This is a genomic window from Arsenophonus sp. PmNCSU2021_1, assembly GCF_036919435.1.
GTDB lineage: Bacteria > Pseudomonadota > Gammaproteobacteria > Enterobacterales > Enterobacteriaceae > Arsenophonus > Arsenophonus nilaparvatae.
Genome location: NZ_JAZHPL010000007.1, coordinates 44,864 through 60,939, shown reverse-complemented (window position 1 = coordinate 60,939; position 16,076 = coordinate 44,864). Strand labels below are relative to the sequence as shown.

Sequence of the window (16,076 nt, the reverse complement as noted above, 5' to 3'; positions counted from 1 at the left end):
ACTAATTAAATTTAATATCCATACTATATTCGCCCAGGTAAAGTTTGGCAGCTTGAGTTTTTTGCTGGAGGTGCAGTTACTGGAAATTTATCATCAGGCGTAATATATACCTGTGCTGTAGCAACATAACCGTCACTAAAAATAGCTTCAATATAAGTAGCTTGCCAACCCATTATTTTTGTATTGATGGCGACCGTTATATTTTCACCTGTGCCAATTTTAATTGATGATGGTAAATACCTGATACCACATGAGTAGCGAAAATCTCTAGCAACGGGATTTTTGGCTATCCAACGAGTAATTTTGACTGGTTTTTCTGAAAAGTGAACAGTAAGTTTATTTTTAAAAATGCAGGTACTTAATTTTGGTAAAGGTACATTTCTATTTAAGCGATTAACAAATGATATTAAAGAAGGTACAGTAAAAGCTAATATATTAATATGGTTGGTATTTGGTATAATCCTTAACGATTTAGTACCAGGTAATTTATCGTAATAAAAACGAGAGTTATCTGGGGTATAAAAGTCATCACTGCTAGCATTAATAATATATTTTGGTATGCTAAGTCGATTTTGATGATCTGAATTAAGATATTGTATAGGATCAACTATTTGCATTAGCTTTGAAAAACGATATGAGCCGATCATCTGATCAATTTTTTGATTATAAAAAGGAAGAAATGAGAACGGCCAATTTTTACCATAACTCCGATATACATGTTTTAGCATTTTGTCTGTATTAAGACCATCATTAGCAAAAGGAACGATGGCAGCTATGTCAGGATTGGCAATAGATGCTAACCATGCAGTACATCCTTGAGCTGACACACCAGAGACAATAAATTTTTTGATGTTCCATTTTTTTAATTCTTGTTTAGTAAACCGAATAGTTTGTGAAACAACGGCAGTCATAGGTATATCTAATGGTAATACCCTTCTTTCAGGATTATTCATAAATAACGACCAGTTCCGGGCAATAAAATCATATTGCTGATCATTTTCATGGGGTTATCGGGTCGCGCAAGGGAACTTCCCCCCTGCGCTCCCACGGAACCGGACGTGACAGTCTCCCGTCATCCGGCTCTTGTCGTTGACCGTTCACGCCGCGTACAAATTTCCCAGTGTGCAAACAGACAGGGCTTAGCGCTCTGTATCCTTCTCAACCATTCATATGCCTGAGCCAGGCTACCGTGTACCCGCTTATATTTGCGGGCGACCCATTTCGCAAGGTGCAGATCTATATGACTGGCTATACAGTCCATCGCTGACCGATAAAAGCGCCCATAATACTTAATCCAACCTCGTAACATGGGATTGAGCCAGCGTGCCATTACTTCCAAAGACAACGGAGTTTTGTGACTCAGATCGCAGCCCCGTACCGTCTGCCGGATTGCCTTCGCAGCTCTGGCGCTTATTGCTGGCAGGAAATTCACTGACAGCTCTCCCTCTTTCGATAATGACTTTCTTGGCCTGAATGTATAGCCCAGAAAGTCGAAGCTGATTTCAGGATATGCCCCCGTTCTTTCCCTGTCCTTGCAGTAGACGACTTTCGTCTTGCCCGGACTCATTTCCAGCTTACATTCACCCAGGCGCGCTCTGAGCCTGCCACGCAACATCATTGCCTGCGCATGGCTCTTGCAGTGGATGACAATATCATCAGCGTATCGCTCAAACCGGACGACAGGAAATTCCCGTTTCATCCACATGTCGAATGCATAGTGCAGGAACAGATTTGCCAACAACGGACTAATGACGCCCCCTTGAGGCGTACCTTTATCCCTTGTCTGCACAGTCTCATCCGGCATCTGTACCGAAGCGGTCAGCCATCGCTCAATGTAGAGCAACACCCACTTGTAATCCGTGTGCTTGCGCACCGCCTTCATCAGGAGCTCATGATCGATGTTATCGAAGAACCCTTTGATGTCTACATCCAGCACCCAGTCAGTGCGCCAGCATCGTTGCCGGGCTAGCTTCAGGGCATCGTGCGCAGATTTGTGTGGGTGGTAGCCATAGGAGTCATCGTGGAATAGTGGCTCCAGAATCAGCTCCAGCATGTTTTTGACCACCATCTGCGCGATGCGATCCGAGACCGTAGGTATCCCCAGCGGTCTCGTTCCACCCGTCGCCTTTGGTATCTCAACACGCCGAACTACTGGCGGCATATAGCTGCCCGAAGCCATTCGATTCCAGATTTTGTATAGGTTCCCCAAGAGGTTCTTATCAAATTCCTCGATCGACTGACCATCGATTCCGGCACTGCCTTTGTTGGCTTTTACCTTCTTGTACGCGCACCAGACAGCCTGTCTAGATAACGCAAACGGTTTGCACTGGCTCACAGGCTCCTCCCGCTTGCGCGGTTGACCTGTAATACAGCCCCAACGACTGCCCCCCTTCGCTCCACGCCCATTACAGGCGTTTCATCACTACTACGGAACCATCTGCCCCTGTGCCCCGCATTGGTACTTAGGCGCTCACAGGGCTTCTGTTCGACGCCGCTCCCTTCGCATCGGGACGACAGGTTCCCACGTTCCATGCCAGAGCCTGTGTTATGCTCATGCTGTCTATATGCCGGATGCCGACCAGCCAGTAACCAGATAACCGCTGGACTTATCACGCACCGCTTAAAAAGCGCGTTTTTGACATCATCTTGTTCCTTTCGACACTGCATCTACAGTTCACTTTCGTTCATCTTCACAACACATACATGACGCATCTGACTGCGCCTTTTCCCTGACGCTCACCACCACCGCTCTTAACAGCAGCAGCTCAGGGTAGTTTGAAGGCTGCGTCTGGACACCGCCTCCGAGGGGCCGACCCTCATCTCTCGCACAGCATTGCACCCTTATTTGCCACAGGGTGCATTCGTGGCACACCTACGCCGGAACCGCCGAAATTTCCGTTACCCCAGTTTCAGCCCGGCAACCAGCGCATCCATGTCAATAATTTCATCGCTGCTCTGGAAGGTATAATGTCCGTTCAGCAAAATGTGTTGCCAGGCCACCGGTGATATCTGGGTCAGAGACTTAATGCCCTTGGCATTGCCTTCCGCTTCCAGTCGTTCCAGCAATCGCGACAGGATCGCCGAGTTGTAAGACACGATCGCGTTGGAAATCAGCCGCCCGCACTGGTTACTGATGTCTGTTTCAATGTCATTTTTTCCGGTTAACTCCTTCTTTCCGCCGACTTTGGCCACTGCGGCACGCAGCTGGTGATAAGATTCAATCCGGTTCTGGGAACGCTGGATGTTGCGTTCCAGCTGCGGATCGCGCAGATACTTCAGCGTGTAGATGCTGCGTACCAGCCGGTTATATTCGAATAGTGCCTGCCGGGTCGGATTGGATTGGTCGTGGTCTACGTGCACAGTTTGCGGACCAGCGTCCCCTGCGTCATTTCTTTCAGCCCCAGCGTGGCGACTATACGATCGAGATTGCTTTTTTCGCGGATGATAAGGTCCCGGTCAATCTGCCCGGCGGGCTGGATCAGGCATTTTTTATAGGCCGACGGATCTTTGATGCAGTACAGCTCCTGTAACTGCCGGTTCAGGTCCGTAAAATGAGGCTCAAAGCGCAGGCCAAACCAGTGCAGAATCGCAAAGTTGGCTTTATTTATGCTGTGCATGTCGCCGGTGATGGCAGTGGGTTTCACCTCTGAGGTGTTGCGGTACCAGATATCAAAGACATGGTGGGCTTCATAGTCGTTCGTGCCAATCAGGTAACCGTTGATCGGGATGTGGTTACACAGCAGCGTGTAGGCCACCATGCCTTTACCGCGGCCGAAGTATTTACGTGAATGTCGGGCCCTTACTGTCGGCCGTTCAATGCCAAACTTCTGCCCGTCAACGGCACCATAAAGCGTTTCCGGATCAAACGAATAGTGCGGGAAAATCGGCAGTGCCTCTATGGCACCGGTGATACAGTCATTGGCCGTGACCAGTGACGCCAGGCGGAGGTACTGTTTGTACGTGGTTTCCAGAGCATGGAACGGTATATCGCTGGTTCGTGCCATCACATGATTACCATGATTCATCGCCTGGGCAACGATGACCGCCATCAGGCTGTCTGCATCGGCATTCTTTTTGGCATAAGCGGGGCTGCAGCGGCTTCATGGCATGAAGAAACCGGCACTGGCCGTTAACAAACCGGAAGACGTCGGTTACATCGCAGAATGGCAACTGCTTATAAAATCGCTTCTCCTGCGCCTTATGACGGCTGACCACGGACCTATGCCAGGTTAGTTTCTGCGTTACTGCATCGTATTCCAGATGTTTCAGCTTCCCCTGCTTCAGCTCACGGTTGAAGGCTTTCCACTGCCGGTGCAGTTCGGACTCCAGCGCCCTGAGCTGCGATTTAACCGGTTTTTGCAAAAACGGGATATTCATTTCAGCTAGCACAGCGGCCTGTACCCCTTCCGGTACCAGTTCATCAGAAAGATGGCGGTGGCGGAGACTGTCATTGAGGTGGAATTCACCCGCCTGAAAACGCTTTCTTATCTGGCGGTAGAGCCAGAACTCATAGCGCCCGGCGTTCAGGGCTGTGGGCTCGCCATCCTCGCCGAACTCCAACAGATACGGGCGCAGCCGCTCCGGTAATGTGCCGGGCGGGCATTCCGCCAGTGACCGCTGTGAAAGCGTCTGCTTTTTGCTGAACACCATTTTGAGCCAGCTCAGCGCTTCAGCCCACGGGCTGTCGTGGACCACGCTGGTGAGGTCGAGTGACAAAAATAATGGCCGCAGGTGACGCCGGATTAATGCCGTCATACCGTCCACAGCCTGCCACTGCAGCGCCAGTTTACTGACGGGTTTTACACTCATGCGCTGTGCGGTGGTTTTCAGCGCTTCCCGCGGCATGATTTTCCATGCTCGCTGACGGACTTCGCCAAAGGTGGTCGGGTCCGGAACGTTGTCATCAACGTAAAGCGATAACAGCCGTCCGATTTTGGACGTTTCCCGCCGGTGTTTTTCCCGGACGTCAGCCAGAAGCTGTTTGGCCACGCTGCGGCTCTCATCCTCGAGCTGTTTCATATGGAAAAACATCGCATCCACCAGGTTATCGCTGAACTGGCGGTAACGAACCCATGCATAGCACAGCAGGTAAAGGCGGGTCTGATCGGGCTTCAGTTCACGGAGATCATAAACGGTATAGAAATTTGCCAGGCTGGCGTAGTAAAGCAGATTCTGCTGAAAAATATTCAGTGCCGGCAGGATGTCGCAGGCTTTGCGGTGCAATGGCGCCAGTATAGCCCATTTTTCCCGTTCCTGTACCATCTGACGCCAGCCGAAATCACGTGCATCCTGTCTGAGGATCGCCAGCCGGGAAAGGGTATCATCGCGTTCAATCAGCGTGTTCAGACCATCGATGGTGGCGTCATCAAACCGCTCCATCAGGATACGCCCCAGCCGCTGCCTTTCATCAGAAAGCGTCCGGCTTACCAGCTCCTGAAGTGTGGTATAGCCGGGTCGGATGATTTTGTGCGCGTTGAGCCAGATGATCAACTCAGTGGCGACAAAGCCGGGAGTGACATAGCGGTGAACAATGTGAGCGGCCTGTTGTTCAAGCTGTGAAGACAGTGCCGATGACCACGGGCGGTAACCATACAGCGCGCAGATTTTTTCCCGCTGAGCATAGCGTTCGTGCTTATAGGGTATTTTGTCCGGCAGTGACTCCCCGGGGAAATAACGGCTCAGGGCAAAGCTGCAGTCGTCCGGAATATCATCCCACCCGAAGTGGAAAAACAGGTGCTTGGCTTTAAAGTAAGCGATCTGGATGATGCAATACATTTGAGCGTGAAGCCCCCGACGGCTGCATGCCAGCGCCAGTTCAGATTCATCCAGCGCCAGAAACTCCAGTCGCTGGGCATCATCGAAATCCGGGAGGCCATATAGCGCTTCCTGCTCGGCACTGTTTAAAACCGCTAATCGTTCACTTTTGCCTGTCGCTTTGTCACGAGCTGTCATCCTGACCCCGAAAATAATGTCCGTAAGAGGACGCTCTGCGGACAGTAAAAAATAATATTTGCGCTTCAGTTAAAATCACTGCTGACGTTGTCTCACATAACTGGTACGATATCAATCTCTTTCATGGCCCCTTAAACGTACACTTCTATGACTGAAATACGGATCGGGTATGCCCGATGCTCTACTGATAAACAGGATTTAACTGCCCAGCAGCAAACGCTAGTCAGACTCGGCGTCTCTCCGGACCGGATTTATCTTGATAAAGGGCTGACCGGATCAAACCGGCAACGGCCCGGACTGGATCAGGCGCTGGCTGCTGTGGGCAGCGGTGACACACTGGTTGTTCCCAAACTTGACCGTCTGGCGCGGTCAGTTCCTGATGCACGTGAAATAGCTGATCCACTAAAGGCTAGAGGCGTGAAGCTGGCGCTGGGAGCCAGCCTCTACGATCCGGCAGACCCTGTGGGGAAGATGTTTTTCAACGTGCTGGCCACTTTTGCTGAGTTTGAAGGAGATTTGATACGTCTGCGTACCCGGGAAGGTATGGCTATTGCACGGGCAAAGGGAAAACTGCGGGGAAAACAGCCTAAGTTGTCTGAAAAGCAACAAAAAGAGCTGTGCCGTATGCGGGAGACTGGACAGTACTCGATCAGCGATCTGGCGGAACTATTCGCAGTGTCGCGGCCAACAGTCTATAGAACGCTTTCACGAGGACAAAAATGATCGACTTAACCACAGAGCAGCAACAGCTGGCAAAAATAGTTCATGATTATGCCTCCCGATTTCCTCAGACAGAAGATGGTGATGCTCAGCTATTGCAAGGCTGTTATGACTATATGGATGCATTTAAACGAGTGATGGACAGCGCATCAAAAATCCAGATGGATTACATCTATCTGCAATATCCGAGATTTTTTCGCTTTGCAACATGGATGGAACGACTGGCACAAGGAATTGCCGATGGAGTTATCGAGGTTCCGAAAAATCACTAAAAAGTAGGCGGCAAAATTTCGGCGGTTCCGGCGTAGGTGTGCCACGAATGCACCCTGTGGCAAATAAGGGTGCAATGCTGTGCGAGAGATGAGGGTCGGCCCCTCGGAGGCGGTGTCCAGACGCAGCCTTCAAACTACCCTGAGCTGCTGCTGTTAAGAGCGGTGGTGGTGAGCGTCAGGGAAAAGGCGCAGTCAGATGCGTCATGTATGTGTTGTGAAGATGAACGAAAGTGAACTGTAGATGCAGTGTCGAAAGGAACAAGATGATGTCAAAAACGCGCTTTTTAAGCGGTGCGTGATAAGTCCAGCGGTTATCTGGTTACTGGCTGGTCGGCATCCGGCATATAGACAGCATGAGCATAACACAGGCTCTGGCATGGAACGTGGGAACCTGTCGTCCCGATGCGAAGGGAGCGGCGTCGAACAAAAGCCCTGTGAGCGCCTAGGTACCAATGCGGGGCACAGGGGCAGATGGTTCCGTAGTAGTGATGAAACGCCTGTAATGGGCGTGGAGCGAAGGGGGCCAGTCGTTGGGGCTGTATTACAGGTCAACCGTGCAAGCGGGAGGAGCCTGTGAGCCAGTCCAAACCGTTTGCGTTATCTAGACAGGCTGTCTGGTGCGCGTACAAGAAGGTAAAAGCCAACAAAGACAGTGCCGGAATCGATGGTCAGTCGATCGAGGAATTTCACGAGTTTCGCACCGGCATATAAAATTCTAGAAATGGCTTCAGAACAATAATTAATCTGTAACTTGCTAAGACGTATAAATTTACTTAAATTACAATAAGTTATTTTTAATTTATGAGATTTTTTCTATTTATATATTATGCTGAATTAAACTTAAAAATAGAGCGTTTTTTTATTGGTGCGAAACTCGTGAATTTGATAAGAACCTCTTGGGGAACCTATACAAAATCTGGAATCGAATGGCTTCGGGCAGCTATATGCCGCCAGTAGTTCGGCGTGTTGAGATACCAAAGGCGACGGGTGGAACGAGACCGCTGGGGATACCTACGGTCTCGGATCGCATCGCGCAGATGGTGGTCAAAAACATGCTGGAGCCGATTCTGGAGCCACTATTCCACGATGACTCCTGGCTACCGCCCACACAAATCTGCGCACGATGCCCTGAAGCTAGCCCGGCAACGATGCTGGCGCACTGACTGGGTGCTGGATGTAGACATCAAAGGGTTCTTCGATAACATCGATCATGAGCTCCTGATGAAGGCGGTGCGCAAGCACACGGATTACAAGTGGGTGTTGCTCTACATTGAGCGATGGCTGACCGCTTCGGTACAGATGCCGGATGAGACTGTGCAGACAAGGGATAAAGCTACGCCTCAAGGGGGCGTCATTAGTCCGTTGTTGGCAAATCTGTTCCTGCACTATGCATTCGACATGTGGATGAAACGGGAATTTCCTGTCGTCCGGTTTGAGCGATACGCTGATGATATTGTCATCCACTGCAAGAGCCATGCGCAGGCAATGATGTTGCGTGGCAGGCTCAGAGCGCGCCTGGGTGAATGTAAGCTGGAAATGAGTCCGGGCAAGACGAAAGTCGTCTACTGCAAGGACAGGGAAAGAACGGGGGCATATCCTGAAATCAGCTTCGACTTTCTGGGCTATACATTCAGGCCAAGAAAGTCATTATCGAAAGAGGGAGAGCTGTCAGTGAATTTCCTGCCAGCGATAAGCGCCAGAGCTGCGAAGGCAATCCGGCAGACGGTACGGGGCTGGGATCTGAGTCACAAAACTCCGTTGTCTTTGGAAGTAATGGCACGCTGGCTCAATCCCATGTTACGAGGTTGGATTAAGTATTATGGGCGCTTTTATCGGTCAGCGATGGACTGTATAGCCAGTCATATAGATCTGTGTCAATGCCAACTGAATTCTGATCCACTTTGCTAAAGTAAAACTGATCCACCCCCTTTAATTTACTCGCTAAGTTCCGGTTTCAATTTTTTATGTAGCTGACCGCTTTTTAGCTTGTCTTTTAACCGATAACTTTGTCCACTAATCTGTACAATATGTGCATGGTGCAGGAATCTATCCAGCATAGCCGCTGTTAGCGTCTCATCGTCACCAAATGTACTTGACCACTGAGCAAAAGACAGATTACTAGTTAAGAGCACACTACCCGCTTCATATCGCTTTGCCACCACCTGGAAGAACAGGTTTGCTTCTTCCTTGCCAAAAGGTAAATAGCCAACTTCATCGATAATCAATAGTCTAGGTTTACTGATAACTCGGGTAAGATATCCTTTAAGGTCACCTTGTCGATGAGAGCTAAGCAGCTGCAACATCATGTCCGCCGCAGTTAGAAAACGGATGCTTAATCCCTGCATCGCAGCCCTATAGCTGATGGCAGTAGCAAGGTGGGTCTTACCGACACCAGACGGACCTAGCAACACGATATTCTCCTGGCGCTCAATAAAAGCCAGTCCAGCCAGTTCCTGTATTTGGTTACGGGGAACACCGCTGGCATATTTGTAATCAAACTGCTCCAACGTCTTTATCACTGGCAGCCCAGATAAACGGAGTATCGTTTGACGCCGACGTTCAGTAAGTCCTTCATACTGGTGTCGTAAAACAGACTCTAGAAAGTCAGCGAGTGTACCGTTCTTGTCGACAGTTCCTTGCGCTACAGCTGGCCACTCTGTGCTTAGTCTGTCCAGTTTAAGCTGCTGGCAGAATTTTTCGATGCGTTCATACTGAAGACTCATATCGGCATCTCCAGAATCGACTGATAGACGGACAAAGGATGTTGTAGGCTCTCGATAGGAATGGGGCGAGTCTGATGTATCGGTAAAGGAAATGCTTGCATGACTTTCGGCAGCGGCAACAGTGCCAAGCGTTCTTGTAGCATGCGCTCTTCCGGCGATACACCCGTAGTGCCGTGTTTACGTACATTAGCTATTGTACTCAGCCAGTCTCCAATACGTGAGTTGGCGGCGGTAGCATCCAAAGTAAGCCCTGCCTGACGAAATGACGCGGTTAGTGGAACAATGAAACTGTTCTTAAGATAGTGATTAAAAGGTTCAACCTTACCTTTAGTCTTCGCCCTGTATGGACGGCAGACTTTCGGACTTGTCAACGATCACCGAAAACTGATCCACTTTTTAGCTAAATCCGATCAATCAAAATTGATCCACTTTTACTCAGTCATTGCTCCTGAGCGCCGCTTATCTTTCAATCGATAGCTTTCACCGCTTAATTGCAGTACATGCGAATGATGAAGTAAACGATCAAGCATAGCGGCAGTTAATGTTGCGTCATCAGCAAAAGCATTTGGCCATTGCCCAAATGATAAGTTACTCGTCAATATGACACTGCCATGCTCATAACGCTTGGCAATCACATTGAAAAACAGGTTTGCTTCTTCTCGCCCAAACGGCAGGTATCCAATCTCATCGATAATCAACAATTTCGGGGCCATCACCGAACGTGATAGATATTGTTTGAGCTTATTTTGTCGTTTGGCAGTTGAGAGTTGCAACATCAGTTCAGCTGCCGTGGTAAAGCGGGTTTTCTTCTTGGCCTGTACTGCTTTTAATCCTAACCCAATAGCTAAATGCGTTTTGCCTACACCGCTTGGGCCAAGCAACACGACATTTTCATTACGTTCAATAAACGTTAATGCGCTTAATTCCTGTATGTGTTGTTTGGGGATCCCCGTTGCAAACTTAAAATCGAACGTATTAAGTTCTTTATGTGCTGGGAATCCTGCCATCCGACTCAAAAGATTACGGGTTCGTTCATCTCGTTGTTGTTGCTCACATTTTAATAGGGACAGTAAAAACTCTCCGTAGCTTTTGTCTTGGGCAATGCATTGTTCGGCAAGTGATGACCAATGAGTCGGAATAGAATTTAATTTCAATGACTCACACAGGTGTTCAATTTGTTCATGCAATAACATGTTCACCTCCCAGCAATGCTTCGTATACGCTGATTGAGTGTTGCAAACTGACAGATTCAAGGGGCGGTACGATACGGATATTAAGCGTATCAGTCTGCGGGATAGATTGGCAAACCCTTGCTGGTAAGGGTAGAAGATACTTAACTTCCTTAGCTAGTCTATCTGCTGGCTTCTCTAACGTTGTTCCATGAATCCGCTGATGGGCAACGCGTTGTAACCAGGGCCCCACTCTTGCATTAGCTATCTCAATATCCAGTTCAAGATTATGAGCACGAAGGTCGGTATTTAATGGTACGATAAAGCTGTTTTTTAAATAGTGGTTAAAGCGCTCTACTTTCCCTTTAGTTTTTGCCCTGTAGGGCTTGCAAGCACACAATTTAAACCCGTAATCTTTCGACATTTGAAGCATTTCGACATGTAATTTATGTTCACCTTCTGCATAAGCATCCCGTTCGATGATGAGGGATTTTGCGTTATCACACAATATTTCCTGTGGTACACCACCAAAATAGTCGAAAGCTTCTCGTAAACCTTGTTGCCAGGATTCTGCTCGTTCATTATCAAAGAACTTTACATAACTCGCACGCGAATAGCCTAGCGTTGCACCAAACGCTTTTAGTGATTTTTTACCTCGCCGGATGCTGGTGAAGTCGATTTGCATTTGTTGACCTGGCTGTGTTTCAAAACGGACGACAGCTTCGGGAACAATGCTTGGTTTAAATTGACAAACAAATCGGCGTAATTGAGCAATACCGCCTTGATAGCCGCTTTCAACTACTTCATCAAATAAGACTGTTGCAGGGATCCAATCAGGTTTAGCCAGTTCAATTCGATGAAGCAAATAAGGTTTAAAGGGTGCTAATTTAGTCGGTTGTTGACTTCTTTTAGCATAAGTTGGCATTGTCTGTTGTTGTAAATGATGTTTTACGGTGTTACGGGATATGCCCAATTCACGGGCAATTTTTCGAAGGCTTTGTCCTTGTGCAAAGCGAACATGAATATCCACAAATATCTCCTTGGTTAACATAAATTATCCGTACAAAAATGTGCGAATAATACCAAGTGGATCAGTTTTAGATGATCGTTAGTGGATCAGTTTTGCATGATCGGTGACACGGACTGAAAGCATATATTTTTCGGCAAGTTTGATAAGCTGTGGGTTCCAGCGGTGTTTACCAGGACCATAAACATCACGCTCAATGATAATGGTCTTCGCATTATCAAATAGCAGCTGACGAGGGGTACCGCCAAAATACTGTAGGGCTGACTCAATCCCGTCGCCCCAGGCTGCTGAATTTTGACAGGTGTAAAACCTAACAAAAGTGGAGCGACTCCAGCCTAACGTGGCAACGAATGCCATCAAAGGATTCTTCCCCTGTCTGATAATCGTGAAGTCAACCTGCATCTGTTCACCGGGTTCAGTCTCAAAGCGGACAACATCTTCAATAACGGTTTTTTTCATAGGATGAAGAAAAGCGGTCAGCAAGCTATAGCTGCCTGTGTAGCCTCGTTCACGGATCTCCCGTAGCAATACGCAGGCCGGTATCCAATCAGGTCTGGCCGCCTCTACGCGTTCGAGAATATATACCTTGAAGGGATCCAACTTACCGGGTCTAGGCGCTCTCGATTTATAACGCATATTCGCCGCCGCTTCAGTGCTACGAAGATATCGCCTCCCGGTTACTCTTGAGCATGAAAGCCGTCGCGCAATCGCACGTATAGACATACCCTGGCGATGTAAAACAGAAATTTCCACTCTGATCTCCAATGTTATCATCGGCAGTACCTTAAAACTGCCATATTTACTCTTAGTGGATCAGTTTTACATTAGCAAGTGGATCATTTTTACATTGATAGCGACATCTGCACCTTGCGAAATGGGTCGCCCGCAAATATAAGCGGGTACACGGTAGCCTGGCTCAGGCATATGAATGGTTGAGAAGGATACAGAGCGCTAAGCCCTGCCTGTTTGCACACTGGGAAATTTGTACGCGGCGTGAACGGTCAACGACAAGAGCCGGATGACGGGAGACTGTCACGTCCGGTTCCGTGGCAGCGCAGGGGGAAAGTTCCCTTGCGCGACCCGATAACCCCTTCATTAAGAAATTTATTGTCATCATTCGATATAATGTAGTTATTTACGATATTATTAATTGAAATAACAATAACATTAGTTCTTTCTGCAATATCAATCAGCATTTTTTTATTAAAATCTGGTGAAAAATTCTTATTATTATAACTAGCTCCACTATTTATTATAATAAGAGCATATTTAGGCTTCCGTATTGTAGGAATGTATATATCAAGATTATGACGCCATGTTTGTGGGGAAACTAGTTTTTCAGGTAACCACTCTTGAGACACCATTTTGTATTTTATAAGTTCTATGTCGCCTATTTTCTCCTGCCCATATATAGAATATTTTAACGGATTGGAAGCTAATAATTGTTGATAATAGATAATAATATTTGAAAACTGAAAAAAATTTGCTGGTGATATCGAATGTTGCATATTTGAGGCAATGCTTTTAGTACAAAAACAAACGAAAAGAGTAAAAAATAGTTTTATAAGTTTCATTAATTACCTTTTGATAACAAGATGTACTACTTTGTTAATTTAAGGTCAGCATTAAATCAAATATGTGAGCTAAGGCAAATCCTACCTTTTGATTTTATCTATTCTGTAGAAATTTTATTTTTTTTAGTAGGTTAGGTGCTATTATGATTAGAATAAAAATTATGTTGTAACTAAATTGAGACTTTTATATGAAATATGATGCAAGATATAAATTATCAAAATGTTTTGATTTATTGAAAGCTGAACTAGCTTGTTTTTTAACTGAACTTAATACCTTATCTCTAACCTCAGCTATTGTATTTAAATTACCTGAAACCAAGAAAGGAGAAGAAAATAATGATATTAACCAAATAGCAATTAGCACTTTGACAGGAAAAGCTGCCTTAAACTTAGCATTAACAAACTACAATCGATTATTTATTCATGATAGCCCGCAACACATTAGTAATAAAACTGCAATAAGGTTACCTGGTGCCCTATGTTTTAATCTTTCAGTAGAAAATTATTTAGGCATAAAACAGCAACTGGAAACAATTAATAAGTTAAAAACAGAATTAAAAAATATTGTCACCCATCAATCGGGGATAAAAAAAGAGCAACGATTTGAATTTATTCACCAACAATTACATGGCTTAATTACTCTCAATGCCTATCGTAAAATCAATTATGTTGAGTCACCTAGTAGCATTAATTTTGGCTGGGCCAATAAAAATATCGTCAATAAAGTAACAAAAGAGCAAATCCTTGAGCGATTACATAAAAACTATCAATCTGAAAAAGCAATGTCGGCATATACTAAACAACAATGGCGTACTTTAATTGAAAAAGAGATCCAGGACTTAAATAGTATCTCTAATGCTGCCATATTAAAAATACAACGCCCCGTAAAAGTTCAGCCGATTGCCAGAGTTTGGTACGCGAATGAAAAACAACAAGTACAATACGCTTGCCCTCTTCCACTGTTATCATTTAGTAGTGATACAAACCATTTGACAAAATTAGGTACGCTTACTGACTATGATATTAATAATATAAAAATAAAACATAAGCCAAAAAATAAAAAACTAAAATTAATTATTGCTCGATTACATCTTTATCAAGAAATTTAAGTAAAAAAACCGAGATTATTAACTCGGTTTTCTTTTTTTATAAATATAAAAACTACTTTTTCATACTACCAACCATATTTTCAGGGCGCACCCAACTATCAAACTCTTCGGCTGTTAAATAAGCCAGTTTTAATGCTGCTTGCTTCAGCGTCAATCCTTCTTTATGTGCTTTTTTAGCAATTTCAGCGGCTTTATCATAACCAATATGGGTATTTAGTGCAGTAACTAGCATTAATGATTCATGTAATAATTTATCTATCCGTTGGCGATTAGGCTCAATACCTTTAGCGCAATGATCATTAAAACTAAGCATACCATCCGCCAATAAACGAATTGATTGTAAAAAATTATCAATAATCATAGGGCGGAAAACATTGAGTTCAAAATTACCTGATGCTCCACCAATATTAATAGCAACATCATTCCCCATAACCTGAGCACAAAGCATAGTTAAAGCTTCACACTGAGTCGGATTAACTTTTCCTGGCATTATCGAACTACCAGGTTCATTTTCTGGGATCATAATTTCACCAATGCCACAACGCGGACCTGATGCTAACCACCTTACATCATTAGCGATTTTCATTAATGAAGCTGCTAAACCTTTTAAAGCACCATGGGCATGAACTAAAGCATCACAAGTAGCTAAAGATTCAAATTTATTAGGCGCAGTGACAAATGGTAGGCCGGATAATTTTGCAATTTTACTGGCAACTTTAATCGCATATTCAGGATGGGTATTTAAACCGGTACCTACCGCCGTTCCGCCTAATGCCAGTTCAGATAGATGCGGAATACTCTCTTCGATATGGCGGACATTATGAGCTAGCATTGCTCCCCACCCTGATATTTCTTGGCCTAACGTTAATGGTGTTGCATCTTGAAGATGCGTACGGCCAATTTTGACAATATCATTAAAGGCATCAGATTTTTGCTTAAAAGTAGTTTGTAGTTCTTTTAATCTAGGTAACAGATGTTGATGTAAAGCAATAACAGCAGCTACATGCATTGCAGTAGGAAATACATCATTAGAACTCTGGCTTTTATTTACATCATCATTCGGGTGAATTAAGCGCTGCTGGCCTCTTTTCCCACCTAAAATTTCACTCGCTCTGTTCGCCAATACTTCATTTATATTCATGTTAGTTTGCGTACCAGAGCCGGTCTGCCAGACTGCTAATGGAAATTCAGCCATATGCTTATCCGCTAAGACTTCATCAGCTGCGGCGATAATAGCATTAGCCTTATCCTTTGCTATCAAACCTAAATCGCTATTTACTTCAGCTGCTGCTTTTTTAGTTAATGCCAATGCATGGATCAAGGCAACAGGCATTTTTTCCACTGAGATATGGAAATGTTGCAGCGAACGTTGCGTTTGAGCGCCCCATAGCCTATCTGCTGGGACTTTAATTTCACCCATTGAGTCTTTTTCAATGCGATATTCTGACACTATTATTATCTCCTTAGCATAAAATAATTGGATATACATAATCCATCTTTGCAGATAAACTGATTGTACTTGAAATCATG

The 16,076-nt window shown here is 45.7% G+C and carries 14 protein-coding genes and 1 pseudogene; 5 read left to right on the top strand and 10 right to left on the bottom strand.

All coding sequences use genetic code 11. The annotated features are described in order from the left end of the window. Nucleotides 1–23: 23 nt before the first annotated feature. The 3 genes and pseudogenes from V3224_RS17710 to V3224_RS17700 all read right to left on the bottom strand — a co-directional run bounded on the left by V3224_RS17710 (nt 24) and on the right by V3224_RS17700 (nt 5,952). The gene (locus V3224_RS17710) at nt 24–977 is read right to left on the bottom strand and encodes a PhoPQ-activated protein PqaA family protein (RefSeq protein WP_334472275.1); all 954 of its coding nucleotides are present in this window, start codon (nt 975–977) and stop codon (nt 24–26) included. A 95-nt stretch (nt 978–1,072) separates the two neighbouring features. Continuing rightward, complete coding sequence (ltrA, locus tag V3224_RS17705; protein ID WP_334472117.1) at nt 1,073–2,335, bottom strand: group II intron reverse transcriptase/maturase; 1,263 nt, start codon at nt 2,333–2,335, stop codon at nt 1,073–1,075. A gap of 563 nt (nt 2,336–2,898) precedes the next feature. Further along, nucleotides 2,899–5,952 (bottom strand): annotated as a pseudogene (locus tag V3224_RS17700) (Tn3 family transposase). A 147-nt stretch (nt 5,953–6,099) separates the two neighbouring features. Here V3224_RS17700 and V3224_RS17695 point away from each other — a divergent pair. The 4 genes from V3224_RS17695 (at nt 6,100) to V3224_RS17680 (ending at nt 8,852) form a co-directional block, all read left to right on the top strand. Continuing rightward, entirely contained in the window at nt 6,100–6,675 is a 576-nt protein-coding gene (locus V3224_RS17695) for a recombinase family protein (protein ID WP_334472116.1), read from the top strand. Beyond that, nucleotides 6,672–6,944 carry an arylsulfatase regulator gene (locus tag V3224_RS17690; RefSeq protein WP_334472115.1) on the top strand — a complete coding sequence of 91 codons (273 nt, stop codon included), beginning with the start codon at nt 6,672–6,674 and terminating at the stop codon, nt 6,942–6,944. The genes V3224_RS17695 and V3224_RS17690 overlap by 4 nt, the downstream gene beginning before the upstream one ends. 573 nt (nt 6,945–7,517) lie before the next feature. Beyond that, nucleotides 7,518–7,655 carry a hypothetical protein gene (locus V3224_RS17685; RefSeq protein WP_334472114.1) on the top strand — a complete coding sequence of 46 codons (138 nt, stop codon included), beginning with the start codon at nt 7,518–7,520 and terminating at the stop codon, nt 7,653–7,655. Between the two features lie 375 nt (nt 7,656–8,030). Further along, nucleotides 8,031–8,852, top strand: coding sequence for a reverse transcriptase domain-containing protein (locus V3224_RS17680; RefSeq protein ID WP_334472113.1), 822 nt, complete (start codon nt 8,031–8,033; stop codon nt 8,850–8,852). A 26-nt stretch (nt 8,853–8,878) separates the two neighbouring features. Here V3224_RS17680 and istB (V3224_RS17675) read toward each other — a convergent pair whose 3' ends face one another. The 6 genes from istB (V3224_RS17675) to V3224_RS17650 all read right to left on the bottom strand — a co-directional run bounded on the left by istB (V3224_RS17675) (nt 8,879) and on the right by V3224_RS17650 (nt 13,437). Continuing rightward, a complete protein-coding gene (istB, locus tag V3224_RS17675; RefSeq protein WP_334472112.1) occupies nt 8,879–9,667 on the bottom strand; it encodes an IS21-like element helper ATPase IstB in 789 nt (262 codons plus the stop codon). Further along, on the bottom strand, nt 9,664–10,038 hold the full coding sequence (locus tag V3224_RS17670) for a hypothetical protein (RefSeq protein WP_334472111.1): 375 nt from the start codon (nt 10,036–10,038) through the stop codon (nt 9,664–9,666). The genes istB (V3224_RS17675) and V3224_RS17670 overlap by 4 nt, the downstream gene beginning before the upstream one ends. A gap of 60 nt (nt 10,039–10,098) precedes the next feature. Then, nucleotides 10,099–10,860, bottom strand: a complete 762-nt coding sequence (gene istB / locus V3224_RS17665; protein ID WP_334467780.1) for an IS21-like element helper ATPase IstB — start codon at nt 10,858–10,860, stop codon at nt 10,099–10,101. After that, on the bottom strand, nt 10,847–11,887 hold the full coding sequence (istA, locus tag V3224_RS17660; RefSeq protein WP_334469113.1) for an IS21 family transposase: 1,041 nt from the start codon (nt 11,885–11,887) through the stop codon (nt 10,847–10,849). The genes istB (V3224_RS17665) and istA (V3224_RS17660) overlap by 14 nt, the downstream gene beginning before the upstream one ends. A gap of 57 nt (nt 11,888–11,944) precedes the next feature. Beyond that, nucleotides 11,945–12,637, bottom strand: coding sequence for an IS21 family transposase (gene istA / locus V3224_RS17655; protein WP_334472110.1), 693 nt, complete (start codon nt 12,635–12,637; stop codon nt 11,945–11,947). Nucleotides 12,638–12,864: 227 nt separating this feature from the next. Further along, a complete protein-coding gene (locus V3224_RS17650) occupies nt 12,865–13,437 on the bottom strand; it encodes a PhoPQ-activated protein PqaA family protein (protein ID WP_334472109.1) in 573 nt (190 codons plus the stop codon). Between the two features lie 188 nt (nt 13,438–13,625). On the opposite strand from V3224_RS17650, the gene tus reads away from it, so the two are divergent. Next, complete coding sequence (tus, locus tag V3224_RS17645) at nt 13,626–14,546, top strand: DNA replication terminus site-binding protein (RefSeq protein WP_334472108.1); 921 nt, start codon at nt 13,626–13,628, stop codon at nt 14,544–14,546. Nucleotides 14,547–14,598: 52 nt separating this feature from the next. Here the strand turns inward: tus and fumC are convergent, their stop codons facing one another. Then, nucleotides 14,599–15,996: a class II fumarate hydratase gene (gene fumC / locus V3224_RS17640; RefSeq protein ID WP_334472107.1), complete on the bottom strand. Its 1,398-nt coding sequence runs from the start codon at nt 15,994–15,996 to the stop codon at nt 14,599–14,601. Nucleotides 15,997–16,076 lie beyond the last annotated feature (80 nt).

Excerpts from the sequence above, each read along its gene's own strand:
- istA (WP_334469113.1), bottom strand. The coding sequence starts at position 11,887 with ATGTTAACCAAGGAGATATTTGTGGATATTCATGTTCGCTTTGCACAA.
- istB (WP_334472112.1), bottom strand. The coding sequence starts at position 9,667 with ATGAGTCTTCAGTATGAACGCATCGAAAAATTCTGCCAGCAGCTTAAA.
- V3224_RS17690 (WP_334472115.1), top strand. The coding sequence starts at position 6,672 with ATGATCGACTTAACCACAGAGCAGCAACAGCTGGCAAAAATAGTTCAT.
- tus (WP_334472108.1), top strand. The coding sequence starts at position 13,626 with ATGAAATATGATGCAAGATATAAATTATCAAAATGTTTTGATTTATTG.
- V3224_RS17680 (WP_334472113.1), top strand. The coding sequence starts at position 8,031 with ATGACTCCTGGCTACCGCCCACACAAATCTGCGCACGATGCCCTGAAG.
- istA (WP_334472110.1), bottom strand. The coding sequence starts at position 12,637 with ATGATAACATTGGAGATCAGAGTGGAAATTTCTGTTTTACATCGCCAG.
- V3224_RS17650 (WP_334472109.1), bottom strand. The coding sequence starts at position 13,437 with ATGAAACTTATAAAACTATTTTTTACTCTTTTCGTTTGTTTTTGTACT.
- istB (WP_334467780.1), bottom strand. The coding sequence starts at position 10,860 with ATGTTATTGCATGAACAAATTGAACACCTGTGTGAGTCATTGAAATTA.
- V3224_RS17695 (WP_334472116.1), top strand. The coding sequence starts at position 6,100 with ATGACTGAAATACGGATCGGGTATGCCCGATGCTCTACTGATAAACAG.